A 15,768-nucleotide genomic window follows, 5' to 3' on the forward strand; every position below is an offset into this window, starting at 1 on the left:
ACATTCCACAGCGCCGGGAATATAATAAAGCTATCGTGTACAGACCGGATAAAAGGAAGAATCCAGGCAAGTCATAGAAGAGCTTATAAGAAACACGGGGCCGGAAAAGTCCGGCATTGGGAAAGGAGAACGGATGGAAAAATATTATACTGAGGAAATTCCAAAGACAGAGAGGATTCCCAGGCTGGTAAAGCATTTGTTTGCCAAAATGCCGGAGATAGAGTCAGCCAGGGCAAGGCTGATTACGGAATCCTATCAAAGCACGGAAGGCCTGCCCATTATTTTGCGCCGGGCCAAGGCATTTGAGCACATCCTGCGTCATCTGCCTATCATTATCAGAGAGGAAGAGCTGATCGTGGGAAGCACCACCATAGCGCCAAGGGGCTGTCAGACTTATCCGGAATATTCCTACAAATGGCTGGAGGAGGAGTTCGACACCGTAGAGCACAGAAGTGCGGATCCTTTTTACATATCTGAGCAGACCAAGCGGGAGCTTAGGGAGGCGGACGCCTACTGGAAGAATAAGACAACCAGTGATCTTGCAGAAAATCTGATGACCCCTGAGACCCGAAAGGCCATCGCACATAATATTTTTACCCCGGGGAACTATTTTTACAATGGCGTGGGACATGTGACCGTCCAGTATGAGAAGGTGCTTGCCGTAGGCTATGAGGGCATTATTGCCCAGACGGAGGCTGCCCTTGCAAAATGCAGTCCTGCAGATGCGGACTACTGCACCAGGGCTCCTTTTCTAAAGGCGGTGGTGATCAGCTGCCGGGCCGCCATAGAGTATGCCCAAAGGTATGGGGCCCTGGCGGAAAAGATGGCGGCAGAGTGCGCCGACCGTAAAAGAAAAGAGGAGCTTTTGCAGATTGCGGCAAACTGTAAAAGGGTGCCGGCAAAGGGGGCGGAAAGCTTTTATGAGGCATGCCAGAGCTTTTGGTTTGTGCAGCAGCTTCTGCAGATAGAATCCAGCGGACATTCCATTTCTCCAGGCCGCTTCGACCAATATATGTATCCCTATTACAAGCGGGACTTGGACAGCGGCAAAATCACCAGACAGCAGGCCCAGGAGCTGATAGACTGTATCTGGGTGAAGCTCAATGACCTGAACAAGTGCCGGGATGCAGCCAGCGCAGAGGGCTTTGCGGGCTACAGCCTGTTCCAGAATCTGATTGTGGGAGGCCAGGACAAGGATGGGGTGGACGTGACCAATGATCTGTCCTTCATGTGCATTACGGCCTCCAAGCATGTGTTCCTGCCCCAGCCCTCTCTCTCCATCCGTGTGTGGAACAAATCGCCCCATGCGCTTTTGCTGAAAGCTGCGGATTTGACCAGGACGGGCATCGGGCTTCCGGCCTACTATAATGACGAGGTGATCATTCCCTCCCTGATGAGCAGAGGACTTACCTTAGAGGACGCCAGGGAATACAATATCATCGGCTGTGTGGAGCCCCAGAAGGCGGGAAAGACGGACGGCTGGCATGACGCCGCGTTTTTCAATATGTGCCGGCCCCTGGAGCTGGTCTTTTCCAACGGATATGACAAGGGAGAAAGGATAAGCATACAGACCGGACGGGTAGAGGATATGACTACCTTCGAGGATTTTTATGACGCCTACAAAAAGCAGATGGAATATCAGATATCGCTTTTGGTAAATGCGGACAACGCCATTGATACGGCCCATGCTACAAGGTGTCCGCTGCCCTTTTTGTCCAGCATGGTGGACGACTGTATCGCCCGGGGAAAGAGCGTGCAGGAGGGCGGCGCGGTTTATAACTTTACAGGTCCCCAGGGCTTTGGCATCGCCAACATGGCTGATTCTCTTTACGCTGTCAAGAAGCTTGTCTTTGACGAAAAGAAGGTGACCCTGGCGGGATATAAGAGAGCGCTTGCCATGAATTACGGACAGGGCTTTGACCAGATCAGCGCTGCAGAGATTGTCACGGAAATTGTAAAGGAAATGCAGAAGGCGGGAATGACGGTGAGCCAGGAGCAGATTGCGGAAATGGTGGTTCAGGTCATGGAAACAAAGCTGCCCGATCAGGAAAAAAAGCGTTACGAAGAGCTTTTGGAAATGATCAGTCAGGTTCCCAAATACGGAAACGACAACGAAGAGGTGGATATGTTTGCCAGAGATGTGGCATACACCTACACCAGGCCGCTTTTAAAATATAGAAATCCCAGAGGGGGACAATTCCAGGCTGGACTTTATCCGGTGTCCGCTAATGTGCCCTTAGGCGCCCAGACCGGGGCGACTCCGGACGGACGTCTGGCTCATGCTCCGGTGGCGGACGGCGTTTCTCCCTCGGCAGGCAAGGATGTCCACGGGCCTACGGCGGCGGCAAATTCTGTATCCAAGCTGGATCATGGAATCGCCTCCAACGGCACCTTGTTCAATCAGAAATTCCATCCCACGGCCTTAAGCGGCGAAAGGGGGCTGGAAAATTTTGTGGCCCTGATTCAGACTTATTTTGACCAGAAGGGAAGCCATATGCAGTTTAACGTGGTGGACAGGGAGACGCTTTTAGACGCCCAGGCCCATCCGGAAAAATATGCCCATCTGGTGGTGCGCGTAGCGGGCTACAGCGCATTGTTCACCACCCTGTCGAAATCCTTGCAGGATGACATTATCCGCCGGACCGAGCAGGGCCTTTAATACAGGATCTTGGGAGGAAGCAACATGTCTTTTTGGGAGACGAAAGGAAGAATTTTTGATATCCAGCGGTACTCCATCCATGATGGAGAGGGCATTCGGACCATCTGCTTTTTGAAGGGCTGTGTGCTGCGCTGTAAATGGTGCTGTAATCCGGAATCCCAGGAATACAAAATCCAGGAAATGATGGTGGCCGGGAAGAAAAAGATAATAGGGCAGGACGTCACCGTGCGGGAAGTCATGGAGGTTGTGGAAAAGGACCGGATTTACTACAGGCGATCCGGCGGAGGGCTCACCCTCTCCGGGGGCGAAAGCCTCTGCCAGCCGGAATTTGCCTGCGGCCTGCTGCGCGCAGCCTGTGAGACGGGCATAAACACCGCTATGGAAAGCATGGGCTGCGCTCCCTATGAAACCATAGAAAGGCTCCTTCCCTATCTGGACCATTATCTGCTTGATATCAAGCACACCAACGCAAAAAAGCATGAGGCGTTTACCGGAAGGGGCAATGAGCTGATGCTGGAAAATGCGAAAAAGATCGCAGCCTCCGGGCAGACCAGGCTCAGCATCCGAGTGCCCGTGATCCCTACATTCAATGACACGCCCGAGGAAATCCGGGACATTGCGCTGTTTGCGGATCGGCTTCCCGGCGTGGAGGATATTTATCTTCTGCCTTATCACAGACTGGGGCAGGACAAATATGAGGGATTGGGACGTACCTATGAGCTGGCGGAGATTCTGCCGCCGGCGCCGGAGCATATGGAGACATTGAAAAAAATGGTGGAGACGTCCACAGGGCTTCGGTGCCACATTGGCGGTTAAGATGAAAGGAAAGGTGGTGGCGATTTGGATTTTATGGATGAATCGAAGAAACAGCGCATTGTGCAGGAGCTGGTGCCCGGAAAGCAGATCACGCTGGCGCATATCATTGCCAATCCGGATCCTGTGCTCTATGAAAAGCTTGGGCTTGACCCAAGCGTGGACTATGCCAGGGCGGCTATCGGCATACTTACGGTCTCTCCTGCAGAGACGGCCATTATTATGGCGGATGTGGCCATGAAGGCTGCGGCTGTTGAACTGGGCTTTGTGGACCGCTTCAGCGGCTCCCTGATCATCTCCGGCACAGTGTCCGAGGTGGAGGCTTCCGAGGCGGCTATCCTTTCCTATGTGAGGGATGAACTGAAATATACCGTCTGCGGGATAACGAGGACCTGACGGTGAAGAGGATGATATTGATAGGCCGCAGCGAGAGCGGCAAGACAACCTTGAAACAGGCGCTTTCCAGGGAAAAGATACAATATTATAAAACCCAGTACATACATTATGAGGATATTATCATTGATACACCCGGCGAATATGCGCAGACCCACCATCTGGGCTATGCCCTGGCTCTTTACGCCTATGAGGCGGATGTGGTGGGGCTTTTGGCGGCGGCCACGGAGCCCTATACGCTGTTCCCGCCCAATATCACCTGCATGGTAAACAGACAGGTGATCGGCATCGTCACCAAGATACACGACAAAAATGCCAATGTGAGGCGGGCGGAGAGCTGGCTTAGAAATGCGGGCTGCAAAAAAATCTTTTTTGTGGATTCCGTCACGGGAGAAGGGGTGGAAGAGCTGCTTGAGTATCTGGGAGAAGCGTGAGGGGATTTCATGGCAGTTTTGCCAAAAAAACAAAAATAAACAACAAAAACACCAATAATTATGTTGACTTATGTGGTATTTGGCTCTATAATGAAGCAAGAAACAACAAAAACGCTCAGGAGGTTTTGGAAATGCAAAACGAGTATGAAATCAAAAAACAGATTTGCGACATTGGAAAGAGGATTTATAACAGGAATATGGTTGCCGCAAACGACGGCAATATTTCCGTAAAATTAAGCGACAATGAATTTTTGTGCACGCCCACAGGGGTATCCAAGGGCTTTATGACCCCGGAGTATATCTGCAAGGTGGATGCAGACGGCAATGTGATTCAGGCAAACGGCAGCTTCAAGCCCTCCTCCGAGATCAAAATGCACATGAGAGTGTATCAGGAAAGACCGGATGTAAATGCGGTGGTACATGCCCATCCCCGTGTACGCCACCAGCTTTGCCATCGCAGGCATTCCTCTCACACAGCCCATTATGCCCGAGGCGGTGATCGCTCTTGGCTGCGTTCCCATCGCGAAATACGGAAGACCCTCCACCATGGAGATACCCGATGCAGTATCGGAGTATGTGCAGTATTTTGACGCAGTGCTCTTGGAAAATCACGGCGCTCTTACCTACTCGGATTCTCTTTTGAACGCTTATATGAAAATGGAATCCGTGGAGTTTTATGCGCAGCTTTTATATCAGTCCAAGATGCTGGGAGGCCCCAAGGAGTTTACACCACAGCAGGTGGAGGATTTGTATGAGATCAGGAGACAGTTTGGCATGAAGGGCCGCCATCCTGCAAATCTTTGTCAGAATTTAAAGGAGGGCAAACCAAGCTGCCATACCTGTGCAGGCGGCTGCGCAGGTGAAAGCGGGGCGGGCAAAGCTGCTTCCCCTGAGCTTGTAGCGGAGATCACAAAGAAGGTATTAGAGCAGCTGGGAAAATAAATGATGGATGACAGGCAAGTGGAAGAAATTGTCAGAGAGGTCATAAGGCAGAGGAGTGCAGGCGGAAAAGAAACGCAGTCGGCACAGAAGAAGGCACCCCGGGAGGAAACGGCGCATTGCACAAGGATGACATTAGAGCTGGCGCTTAAGCTTATTGAAAAGGTTCAAGAGCGGGCGGCCCAGTGGAATATGCGCGTGGTGACGGCGGTGAGCGATGCCGCAGGCCATCCGGTTGCAGTGCAGTGCATGGACGGCGCTTACATAGGAAGCTTCGACGTGGCCTTAAATAAAACCTATACCTCCATAGCGTTCCAAATGTCCACGGAAAAGCTGGGCAGGCTGAGTACCCCCGGGGAATCCCTCTATGGCATTCAGTTTACCAATCAGGGAAGAATCGTCATCTTTGGCGGCGGAGAGCTTTTGGAGCAAAATGGGGAAATAATCGGCGCTCTGGGCGTCAGCGGCGGGACTGCAAGACAGGACACGGAGCTGGCAGCCTACGGTAAGGCCGTTTTTGAGGAGGTAATTGCGTGCTTGTAAATGAAAATCTGGTACAGGATATTGTGCAGGAGGTGGTGGCGCAGTTAAAGATATCGGAACCGGCGGCAAAGAGCCGGGGCGTGTTTTCCGATATGAACGAAGCCATAGAGGCTGCAAAAAAGGCGCAGGCCATAATCCGCAGAATGTCCCTTGACCAGAGAGAAAAAATAATCAGTAATATCCGCAGGAAAACCCATGAGAATGCGGAGACGCTGGCCAGAATGGCTGTCAATGAGACGGGAATGGGCAACGTGGGACATAAAATTTTGAAGCATCATCTTGTGGCGGATAAAACGCCGGGGACGGAGGATCTGCAGACTACAGCCTGGTCCGGAGACAGAGGGCTTACCTTGATCGAGATGGGGCCCTTTGGGGTGATTGGAGCTATCACACCCTGTACCAACCCAAGCGAGACCGTTTTATGTAACTCCATCGGTATGATCGCTGCGGGGAATACGGTGGTGTTTAACCCCCATCCCCAGGCCATCAAAACCTCTATCTTTGCGTTAAATCTCATCAACGAGGCCTCCATAGAGGCGGGCGGCCCGGACAATGTGGCATGCACTGTGGAAAAGCCCACCCTTGAGACCAGTAATATTATGATGAAGCACAAGGATATTCCCCTGATTGCCGCAACCGGCGGTCCCGGTGTAGTGACGGCAGTGCTTTCCTCGGGAAAGCGGGGCATCGGCGCCGGAGCGGGGAATCCTCCCGCAGTGGTGGACGAGACGGCGGATGTGCGCAAGGCGGCCCAGGATATTGTAAACGGGTGCACCTTTGACAACAACCTGCCCTGTATTGCGGAAAAGGAGATCGTTGCGGTGGAGGCCATCGCCGATGAGCTGATGAATTATATGATACAGGAGCAGGGATGCTATCTCATCTCCAAAGAGGAGCAGGACAGATTGGTAAAAACCGTGCTTACGCCAAAGGGACTGAACCGTAAGTGCGTGGGCCGGGACGCAAAAACCCTGCTTGGCATGATCGGCGTAACTGTGCCGGACAATATCCGCTGTATTGTATTTGAAGGAGAGAAGGAGCATCCCCTGATTGCAGAGGAGCTGATGATGCCGATTTTAGGCATGGTCCGGGCAAAGGACATTGATGACGCTATTGAGAAGGCGGTGTGGCTGGAACACGGCAACCGGCATTCCGCTCATATTCATTCCAAAAACATTGATAATATCACAAAATATGCAAGGGAAATAGATACGGCAATTCTGGTGAAGAACGCGCCCTCCTACGCGGCGCTGGGCTTTGGCGGAGAGGGCTACTGCACCTTTACCATTGCAAGCCGTACCGGCGAGGGGCTTACCAGCACAAAAACCTTCACCAAGAGCAGAAGGTGCGTTATGGCCGACAGCCTTTGCATACGATAACAGAAAGGAGTGTCAGACAGCTATGGACGCAAATAAGGCAAACATAGAAGAGATTGTAAAGCAGGTGCTGGCCAATATGGCGGGGAATGGTGCCGCGGCAGCGCCCTCTGGCAGCGTCGGGAAGACTTCGGAACTTCCAAAGACGGCCCGGGTGGCAATGCTTACAGATTTAGAACATTACGAAATCAAGGAATTCCCTTTACCTGAGGTGGGGGATGATGATATTCTGGTAAAGGTGGAGGGCTGCGGCATCTGTGGAACAGACGCTCATGAATTTAAGAAAGACCCCTTCGGCCTGATTCCGGTAGCGCTTGGCCATGAGGGCACAGGCGAGATCGTAAAGATGGGAAAGAACGTAAAGAAGGACAGTGCTGGAAAGGACTTAAAGCTTGGGGATAAGGTGGTTACCTGCATGATCTTCAAGGATGATCCTGAAATCACCATGTTTGATTTAAACAAGCAGAATGTGGGCGGCGCCGACGTATACGGACTGCTTCCCGACGACGAGGTGCATTTCAACGGATGGTTTTCGGATTACATATTTATCCGGGGCGGTTCCACGGTGTTTAACGTAAGCGATCTGGATTTGTATTCCAGAATCCTGATCGAACCCTGTGCGGTGCTGATTCATGCGGTGGAGAGGGCTAAGAGCACGGGAATCCTTCGCTTCAACAGCAGAGTTGTGGTACAGGGCTGCGGGCCTATCGGACTGATCTGCATTGCCATCTTAAGGACTATGGGAATCAACGACATCGTGGCGGTGGATGGAGAGCAGAAGCGCCTTGATTTTGCAAGGAGGCTTGGAGCCAGCGAGACTGTGAATTTTAAGGATTACAAGGGAATTGAAGCCTTGACAGAAGGCGTAAAGAGCAGATTGGGCGGACATTTGGCCGATTTCGCTTTCCAGTGCACAGGCTCTCCTGCGGGACATTCCAATATTTATAAATTTGTGCGAAATGGCGGCGGACTCTGTGAGCTGGGCTTTTTCATTAACGGCGGGGACGCTACCATAAATCCCCACTTTGATATCTGCTCCAAGGAGCTTACCATGGTGGGATCCTGGGTATATACCCTGAGGGACTACGCTACCACCTTTGAATTTTTAAAGAGTGCAAAGAAGATCGGCCTGCCCATGGATGAGCTGATCACGGATACCTTCCCTCTGGAACAGATCAATGAAGCCCATCGAACCAATCTGGCTATGACGGGACTTAAGATCGCGATTATCAATCAATAATTTGGAGACGGCATTATGGAAGAGGCGGTAGGAATTTTGGAGGTGTACGGGCTGACCTGCGCATTTATGGCGGCGGACGCCGGATGTAAGGCCGCAGACGTGAGACTGGAAACCTTTGATAAAAACAAACCTGCAAATGCAGATTCGCTGCCGGTACCTTTACTGGTGACGATCAAATTCAGAGGAACGGTGGCGGACGTGGAAGCCGCCATGGAGGCGGGGGAGAGGATGGCCCGTTCCCTTACGGGAGTGGTGCAGAAGCATATTATCCCAAGGCCCACCTCTGACACAGAAAAGATGCTGAAGCTAAACGCATTTGATAAAAATTAGAAGATCAAGTTTTGCCAATAGGAAAGGAGAACATTATGGCACAGGAAGCATTAGGAATGGTTGAAACAAGAGGACTGACAGCTGCCATCGAGGCTGCGGATGCGATGACAAAGTCTGCGGAGGTTACCTTGGTGGGAACGGAAAAGATCGGCTCCGGTCTGGTAACCGTAATGGTGCGCGGCGATGTGGGAGCTGTGAAGGCTTCCGTGGAGAGCGGCTCCGCAGCGGCAAGCAGACTGGGAGAGCTGGTAGCTGCTCATGTGATTCCCAGACCTCATTCGGACGTGGAAAAGATTCTTCCCCATATTTAAAAGGATGCTAAAGGAGCTGGCTCATGAAAGGGACATCGTTAGGCTTTATTGAAATATCAGGAGTTGCAGCCGCAATAGATGCACTGGATATTATGTGTAAGACATCCGACGTGGAACTGGCAACCTGGGAGAGAAAGCTGGGAGGCCGCCTCGTCACCATAATTGTCCGGGGCGATGTGGCAGCAGTGACGCAGGCGGTGGAAACGGCGTCCCAAAACGCCATAAAAAAGCCGGCAGCGTCAGGAGTAATTGCAAATCCGCACAAGGAAATTCTGCGCCTGGTAGACTTAAGCGCAAGCAGATTCAAAAAGGGACAAAATTTTGATGTGCTGGATGAGCAGACCATACAGGAAGTATAGGAGCCTTATGTCATAAAAATGACGGGGCTTCCTCAAAATCATAAAACAGTATAAAAGAATTCAAAAAACAGGAGGATTTTAAAATGGCACAGGAAGCATTGGGAATGGTTGAAACAAGAGGTCTGGTGGCAGCAATTGAGGCTGCAGACGCAATGTGCAAGGCGGCAAACGTAACTTTAGTGGGAACGGAGAAGATCGGCTCCGGTCTGGTGACCGTAATGGTACGCGGCGATGTAGGAGCTGTGAAGTCATCTGTAGAGGCGGGCTCTGCCAGCGCAAGCAGACTGGGAGAGCTGGTGGCTACCCATGTAATTCCCCGCCCTCATACCGATGTTGAGATGATTCTGCCCAAGGTAAAGGCGTAAGGAAAAAGGCAGAAAGAAAATGAGGTGAGACGGTGGAACAGCAGACGGTTGAAATGATTACCAAAATGGTGATTCAGACACTGAACCGAATGGAAGAAAAAAAGAACGGGTTTCAGGTGCCTGTGGGTGTTTCCGCCAGGCATATCCACCTGACCAAGGAGCATGTGGAGGCTCTGTTTGGAGAAGGCTATGAGCTTACCAAAAAGAAGGAGCTCATGGGAGGCCAGTTTGCGGCAAACGAGACAGTGACCGTGGTGGGGTTAAAGCTTCGGGCCATTGAAAATGTCAGGGTTTTAGGGCCGGTGCGCAAGGCCTCCCAGCTGGAGATATCTGCAACGGATGCCATAAAGCTGGGAGTTGCGGTTCCGGTCCGGGAGTCCGGGGACATAGCAGGCAGCGCTCCCGTTGCAGTGGTAGGGCCCAAAGGCGTTATCTACTTAAAAGAGGGCTGCATCATCGCTATGCGCCATATTCATATGTCGCCGGCAGATGCGGCGGCCTGCGGCCATAAGGACGGCGACATGGTCTCCGTAAAGGCGGAAAATGAGAGAGGCACTGTATTTAATCATGTGAAGATCCGGGTGGATGAAAGCTTTACCCTGGAAATGCACATTGATACAGATGAAGCCAATGCCTGCAAAATAAAGACAGGCGATCTGGTTACGATTTTGTGACCCTGGGACAGGAGAGACAGACTATGATCATCGGAAGAGTAGTAGGAAGTATCGTTTCCACCCGGAAGAGTGAAAACCTGATTGGAAATAAGTTTATGGTGATCGAACCAATAGAAAACATGGCGGCTTCCGGAAGGTTTGTGGCAATTGACAATATCGGGGCAGGTATTGGAGAAACTGTTCTGGTGGCAATGGGAAGCGCTGCCAGAGTAGGTATGGAGCAGGCTCCTGTGGATGCGGCTGTGGTAGGAATTGTGGACGAGGAATAAACGTATGGAAATTCAGGTGTTAAAACAGATTTTGCAGGAAAACGGGATAGTCGGCGCCGGAGGCGCCGGCTTTCCCACCTATGCAAAGCTGGATGAACGGGCGGAGATTATTATCATGAACTGCGCGGAATGCGAGCCTCTTTTAAAGCTGCACAGACAGCTTCTGGAACAGAAGGCGGAGGAAATTCTCTGGGCATTTGCGCAGATTGCGGAAACGGTGGGCGCAAAAGAGGCGGTCATCGGCATAAAGGAAGAATACAAGGCAACCTTGGAAGCTTTACATAGATATATAGACGCTTATCCAAATATGCGGATACAGCTGCTTGCCGGTGCATACCCCATGGGGGATGAGGTGGTTTTGATTTACGAGGCCACCGGACGAGTGATCCGGCCGGGAGGACTTCCCATTGAGGAGGGAGTGGCTGTGTTTAATGTGGAAACAGTTTACAATGTGTACTGTGCAATTAAGGAAAACACTCCGGTGGTGGATAAGCTGGTGACGGTTGTGGGAGAGGTGGAGCATCCTGTGACGGTGCGGGTGCCTTTGGGAACCACCATTGCAAAAACCGTTGCGTGCGCAGGAGAAATTCTGGTGAAGGATCCGGCCTTTTTGGCAGGCGGCCCCATGATGGGAAATCTCTGTCTGGGGGAGGATGTGGTGACCAAAACCACAAATGCCATTATTGTGCTGGACAAAACCCATACTCTGATACAGAAAAAGCAGCATAATACGGCTATTGACTTAAAGCGGGCGGCGTCGGCCTGCTGTCAGTGCCAGACCTGTACGGATCTATGTCCCAGACATGCGCTGGGACATCCCATAGAACCTCATAAATTTATGAGAAGCGCTGCCAATCAGGATTTTCAGGAATTAAATGTGTTCTTGGACACTATGTTTTGCAGCTCCTGCGGACTTTGTGAAATGTATTCCTGTCCCCAGTCTCTTTCTCCCAGAACCCTGATCGCGGAATATAAGGCGGGGCTTCGCAAGACGGGTGTGAAGGCTCCCGGGGATATAAAGCCTGCGCCGGTTGAGGAGAGCAGAGAATATCGGAGGGTGCCGGAGGCGCGTCTTGCGGCCCGACTGGGGCTTTCCCAATATGATGGGGAGGCACCCCTTGTGGAGGATGCCTATGCAGAGGAACATTCCCCTGTGAAAAAGGTAAGAATTTTGTTGAGCCAGCACATCGGAGCTCCGGCAGTGCCTGTGGTGAACGTGGGAGATGTGGTGCATAAAAAAGATGTGATCGCACAGCCGGGAAAGGGCTTGAGCGTGGCGATCCACGCCTCCATCGACGGGGTGGTCCAGAGAGTGGAGAAGGACTTTATCGTGATAGCAGCCGGATAAAAACAGAATGAAACCGAAAGGGAACCGACAACAAAAAAGGATCAACAACAGAAAAGGAGAGGCATTCTATGAGCAGAGCCATAGGGATGGTTGAATTTAAGACAGTTTCCACTGGCGTGACGGCCACGGACACCATGGTGAAGGCGGCTGCCGTGGAGCTGGTGGAGGCACAGACAGTGTGCCCTGGCAAATACATTGCTATTATCACGGGCAATTTAAGTGCTGTGGAGGCTGCGGTGGCAGCTGCGAAAACGCAGTATCAGGAGCAGCTGATAGACAGCTTCGTGCTGGGCAACCCCCACGACGGCATCTTTCCGGCCATTTATGGAACCACACAGATTGAAGAGATCAGCTCTCTGGGCATCCTGGAGACCTACGATGCGGCGGCCATTATTGTGGCGGCGGATGCAGCGGCCAAAACTGCACAGGTGGAGCTGATTGAGCTGCGCATTGCAAAGGGAATGTGCGGAAAGTCCTATGTGTTTTTGTGTGGGGAGGTCTCTGCGGTGACGGCGGCCATAGAAAAGGCGAAGGGGGCGGCGGCTGAGGGCGGAATGTATCTGGATTCCTCTGTGATCGCCCATCCGGATCCCCAGATATGCAAATCGATTTTGTAGGAGGGCTTTGGGATGCTTGCAGTTGAGAGAAGAAATCTGATTTTGGAAAAGCTCCAGGAAGAGAAAAAGGTGGTCGTCAGTGAACTGAGCGCATTGTTTGGCGTATCGGAGGAGACTATCAGGCGGGATTTGGATAAGCTGGATAAGGAAGGGCTGGCCACAAAGAGCTACGGCGGCGCCATATTGAATGAAAACAGCGGGATTGATATGCCCTTTAATATTCGTAAGAAACGAAACATGCGGGGCAAACAGCTGATTGCGAGGCTGGTGGAGGAGCTGGTGGCGGACGGCGAGCATATTATTTTGGATCCCAGCACTACGGCGGTGGCCATTGTGAAGGCTTTGAAGAACAGAAAACGTCTTACGGTGATCACCAATTCTATCGAGGTGCTTGTGGAGCTCTCCGACGTGAGTGGCTGGGATGTGATTTCAACCGGGGGAACGCTTCGGGAAAATTATCTTGCATTGGTGGGCCCAAGAGCGGTGGAGGGCATTTCCTGCTTTAACGCGGATAAGGCGATTCTCTCCTGTAAGGGGCTTGACCTGGAAAAGGGGATCACGGATGCCAATGAAATGTTTTCCCAGGTAAAGCAGGCGATGCTGAAAGCTGCAAAGCAGAGGATTCTGGCGGTAGACCATACAAAATTCAATAATGTAGCGTTCTCTCATATTTGTGAGCTGACAAGCATTGATATGGTGGTGACGGACAAAAAGCCGTCGGCAGAGTGGATGGCTTACTTTGCGGAGAAAGGAATTGCGTGTATTTATGGGGAAGATGACCAGGATACTGGCGTTTGCCAATAACAAGGGAGGCAGCGGAAAGACCACCACCTGCGCCAACATAGGATATTCTCTATCTCTATTGGGGAAAAAGGTACTTTTGATAGACGGCGATATGCAGATGAACCTTTCCCTGTCCTTTTTTTCCGAGGAGGACGTACTAAAGCTTGCATCGGGAGAAAAAAATTTATATTATGGAGTGAAAAAGCAGGAGGACCTTTCCGATTACAGGATAGCCACCCCCTATGAAAATCTGGACCTGATTCCTTCCAGCACTTTGATGAGCGGTATAGAATACGAGCTGTTTACAAAATGGCAGAGAGAGATGATTTTAAAGAATTGTCTTGCCGGGATAAGGGAAAGCTGTGAATACGACTATATTCTCATAGATGCGCCGCCCACCTTAGGCGGCTGGGTGATAAACATTCTCTGTGCCTCGGACGGTGTAATCCTGCCTGTGGAGGCCAGCCCCTGGGGACTGTTCGGCGTGGCCAACATGTTTGAATTTTTGGAGGATGTGAAAAAGATTGCGCCCGGGCTTGCATTGCTGGGTGTGGTGATCACAAAGCTGGACGCCAGAAAAAATTATGGCAGGCAGACCTTAGAGGCCCTGAAGGCCTTTGAGGAGGTTTCTGTATTTTCCACGGTGATCCGGGTGGACAGTGAGATAGAGTGGGCCCAGGACAACAGCAGGCCGGTGTACGCTTATAAAAAGAGTGCAAGGAGTGCATTGGAGTATATGGAATTGGCGAAGGAGGTAGATAATTATGCCCGTAGGATCAGGCAGCATTAAGAGAGCGGCAAAGGCGGCGGGAGCCGCAAAGGAGACTGCAGCCCAGGAGACTGCGCAGACAAAGAAGGCGGAAGCGGCTGCTCAGGAGATCGCAATACAGAAAACTGTGCAGACAAAGAAGGCAGCGCTGAAAAAGGAAGGGGCAAGAACCGCCCGGGCCGCAGAGGGAAAGAAGAATGCCGGAGAAGGAAAGGGCACGGAACAGAAGATTTACGGCATAACAGACGAGCTGCCGGTATATCTTCTGTGAGATTTCATTGCTGAAAACAGGTATGATGCGTTTGATTCTGACGTAACATACCTGTTTTTTTATTGTAGCAGGTGTGAGGGAATAGTGGAAAAAAAATAAAGCATAGTGTATAATGAAAAAAACAATACGGAAATCAGTGAGGGTAAACGTATGGGGTACCAGAAGGCAAAAGACGAAGTAATAAATGTTTCTCCCCAGACCACGGATGCAGGCAAGATGGAGCTTTATCTTTATTCGCTCAGGAAGATGGCGCAGCAGAATGTGGAAAGCAATCGGATCACATTGACAAATTTGTATAATCTAAAAGCTTTCTTCTACCTATGCGGGGAAATGATCCGGGAGAATCCTGATTTGCAGTACGGGGTGATTTTGATGGATATCACCCAGTTCAAGGCTGTGAATGAATTCTGCGGCAGGTCTGAAGGGGACAGGCTGTTAAAGTTTATCGCGGATTGCTTTGGAGCCTATGAGAAAGAAAGGCCTTATACCTATGCGTGTCATGTGAGGGCGGATGTCTTTTGCATATGCACGGCTTATGGAGAGAAGCAGGAGCTGGTCGACATTGTGCTCTCCATAAAGAAAAAAATTGATGAATTTCCCTTTGTGTATAAGGTTCTCCCCTCCTTTGGCATCAGTACCTCTGCTGAAAGGGAGCCCTCCATCAGCTATTTGAAGGACTGCGCAGTCATTGCCATGAACAGCATTAAGGGGAAGGTTTTTGCCAGCTATGCTTTTTTTGATGACGAAATGAGAAGGCACCAGCTTCGTGAACGCCAGGTTGAAAACGATATTGTTTCTGCCCTGCAGGAGGGAGAGCTGGAATTGTACATACAGCCTAAGGTGGATATGCGCTCGGGACGCATCGTTGGCGGAGAAGCGCTGGTGAGATGGAATCATCCCCAAAAGGGGATGATCAGTCCGGGAGAGTTTATTCCTGTTTTGGAAAAAAATGGGTTTATCATTAATGTAGATGCCTACATATGGGAGCGTGTCTTTTCTTATCTGGGAAGTCTGCAGCAAAAAAAGCGGCATCTTGTTCCCATCTCTGTCAATGTATCCCGGGTTCATGCTTATGATACGGGGCTCTGCGATACTCTGCTGGGACTGAAGGAAAAGTATCAGGTTCCGGTTGGATATGTGCCTCTGGAGCTGACGGAAGGTGCTTTCCTTGAGGATGAAGAGGGAATGTATGTGCGGATGAAGTTTTTGAAATCCAAGGGCTTTGTGATTTCCATGGATGATTTTGGTGCTGGATACTCGACACTTAACTTTATG

The 15,768-nt window shown here is 51.1% G+C and carries 19 protein-coding genes and 1 pseudogene; all 20 read left to right on the forward strand.

The annotated features are described in order from the left end of the window. Positions 1-133: 133 nt before the first annotated feature. Positions 134-2,659, forward strand: a complete 2,526-nt coding sequence (locus tag AC1WIP_RS02770; protein WP_481140376.1) for a glycyl radical protein — start codon at positions 134-136, stop codon at positions 2,657-2,659. A 24-nt stretch (positions 2,660-2,683) separates the two neighbouring features. Beyond that, entirely contained in the window at positions 2,684-3,475 is a 792-nt protein-coding gene (locus AC1WIP_RS02775) for a glycyl-radical enzyme activating protein (RefSeq protein ID WP_481140377.1), read from the forward strand. A gap of 33 nt (positions 3,476-3,508) precedes the next feature. Further along, a complete protein-coding gene (locus tag AC1WIP_RS02780) occupies positions 3,509-3,868 on the forward strand; it encodes a BMC domain-containing protein (protein WP_481140378.1) in 360 nt (119 codons plus the stop codon). 11 nt (positions 3,869-3,879) lie between these two features. Next, positions 3,880-4,299, forward strand: coding sequence for a EutP/PduV family microcompartment system protein (locus AC1WIP_RS02785; protein ID WP_481140389.1), 420 nt, complete (start codon positions 3,880-3,882; stop codon positions 4,297-4,299). 131 nt (positions 4,300-4,430) lie between these two features. After that, positions 4,431-5,241 (forward strand): annotated as a pseudogene (locus AC1WIP_RS02790) (class II aldolase/adducin family protein). Positions 5,242-5,244: 3 nt separating this feature from the next. Continuing rightward, positions 5,245-5,781 carry a GlcG/HbpS family heme-binding protein gene (locus AC1WIP_RS02795; protein WP_481140390.1) on the forward strand — a complete coding sequence of 179 codons (537 nt, stop codon included), beginning with the start codon at positions 5,245-5,247 and terminating at the stop codon, positions 5,779-5,781. After that, on the forward strand, positions 5,772-7,160 hold the full coding sequence (locus AC1WIP_RS02800; RefSeq protein ID WP_481140379.1) for an aldehyde dehydrogenase family protein: 1,389 nt from the start codon (positions 5,772-5,774) through the stop codon (positions 7,158-7,160). The genes AC1WIP_RS02795 and AC1WIP_RS02800 overlap by 10 nt, the downstream gene beginning before the upstream one ends. A 22-nt stretch (positions 7,161-7,182) precedes the next feature. Beyond that, complete coding sequence (locus tag AC1WIP_RS02805) at positions 7,183-8,397, forward strand: zinc-binding dehydrogenase (protein ID WP_481140380.1); 1,215 nt, start codon at positions 7,183-7,185, stop codon at positions 8,395-8,397. A gap of 15 nt (positions 8,398-8,412) precedes the next feature. Further along, positions 8,413-8,727 carry a BMC domain-containing protein gene (locus AC1WIP_RS02810; protein ID WP_318704679.1) on the forward strand — a complete coding sequence of 105 codons (315 nt, stop codon included), beginning with the start codon at positions 8,413-8,415 and terminating at the stop codon, positions 8,725-8,727. Positions 8,728-8,762: 35 nt separating this feature from the next. Continuing rightward, on the forward strand, positions 8,763-9,038 hold the full coding sequence (locus tag AC1WIP_RS02815; RefSeq protein ID WP_318704680.1) for a BMC domain-containing protein: 276 nt from the start codon (positions 8,763-8,765) through the stop codon (positions 9,036-9,038). A gap of 23 nt (positions 9,039-9,061) precedes the next feature. Next, entirely contained in the window at positions 9,062-9,397 is a 336-nt protein-coding gene (locus AC1WIP_RS02820; RefSeq protein WP_481140381.1) for a BMC domain-containing protein, read from the forward strand. Positions 9,398-9,480: 83 nt separating this feature from the next. Next, positions 9,481-9,762: a BMC domain-containing protein gene (locus tag AC1WIP_RS02825; RefSeq protein WP_318704682.1), complete on the forward strand. Its 282-nt coding sequence runs from the start codon at positions 9,481-9,483 to the stop codon at positions 9,760-9,762. Between the two features lie 65 nt (positions 9,763-9,827). Beyond that, the gene (locus AC1WIP_RS02830) at positions 9,828-10,436 is read left to right on the forward strand and encodes a phosphate propanoyltransferase (protein ID WP_481140391.1); all 609 of its coding nucleotides are present in this window, start codon (positions 9,828-9,830) and stop codon (positions 10,434-10,436) included. Between the two features lie 23 nt (positions 10,437-10,459). Next, positions 10,460-10,705 carry a EutN/CcmL family microcompartment protein gene (locus AC1WIP_RS02835; RefSeq protein WP_481140382.1) on the forward strand — a complete coding sequence of 82 codons (246 nt, stop codon included), beginning with the start codon at positions 10,460-10,462 and terminating at the stop codon, positions 10,703-10,705. Positions 10,706-10,709: 4 nt separating this feature from the next. Beyond that, positions 10,710-12,053, forward strand: a complete 1,344-nt coding sequence (locus tag AC1WIP_RS02840) for a 4Fe-4S dicluster domain-containing protein (RefSeq protein WP_481140383.1) — start codon at positions 10,710-10,712, stop codon at positions 12,051-12,053. Between the two features lie 68 nt (positions 12,054-12,121). Further along, entirely contained in the window at positions 12,122-12,670 is a 549-nt protein-coding gene (locus tag AC1WIP_RS02845) for a BMC domain-containing protein (RefSeq protein WP_481140384.1), read from the forward strand. A 12-nt stretch (positions 12,671-12,682) separates the two neighbouring features. Next, positions 12,683-13,474 (forward strand): DeoR/GlpR family DNA-binding transcription regulator, encoded by a 792-nt coding sequence (locus AC1WIP_RS02850; protein ID WP_481140385.1) that lies wholly within the window; start codon positions 12,683-12,685, stop codon positions 13,472-13,474. Then, on the forward strand, positions 13,437-14,243 hold the full coding sequence (locus AC1WIP_RS02855) for a ParA family protein (protein WP_481140386.1): 807 nt from the start codon (positions 13,437-13,439) through the stop codon (positions 14,241-14,243). The genes AC1WIP_RS02850 and AC1WIP_RS02855 overlap by 38 nt, the downstream gene beginning before the upstream one ends. Further along, a complete protein-coding gene (locus AC1WIP_RS02860; RefSeq protein ID WP_481140387.1) occupies positions 14,218-14,493 on the forward strand; it encodes a hypothetical protein in 276 nt (91 codons plus the stop codon). Before AC1WIP_RS02855 ends, AC1WIP_RS02860 begins: the two co-directional genes overlap by 26 nt. 150 nt (positions 14,494-14,643) lie before the next feature. After that, positions 14,644-15,768: EAL domain-containing protein (locus AC1WIP_RS02865; RefSeq protein WP_481140388.1), on the forward strand; the 1,125-nt coding region annotated here is incomplete at its 3' end.

The organism is Acetatifactor sp. (genome assembly GCF_982438285.1).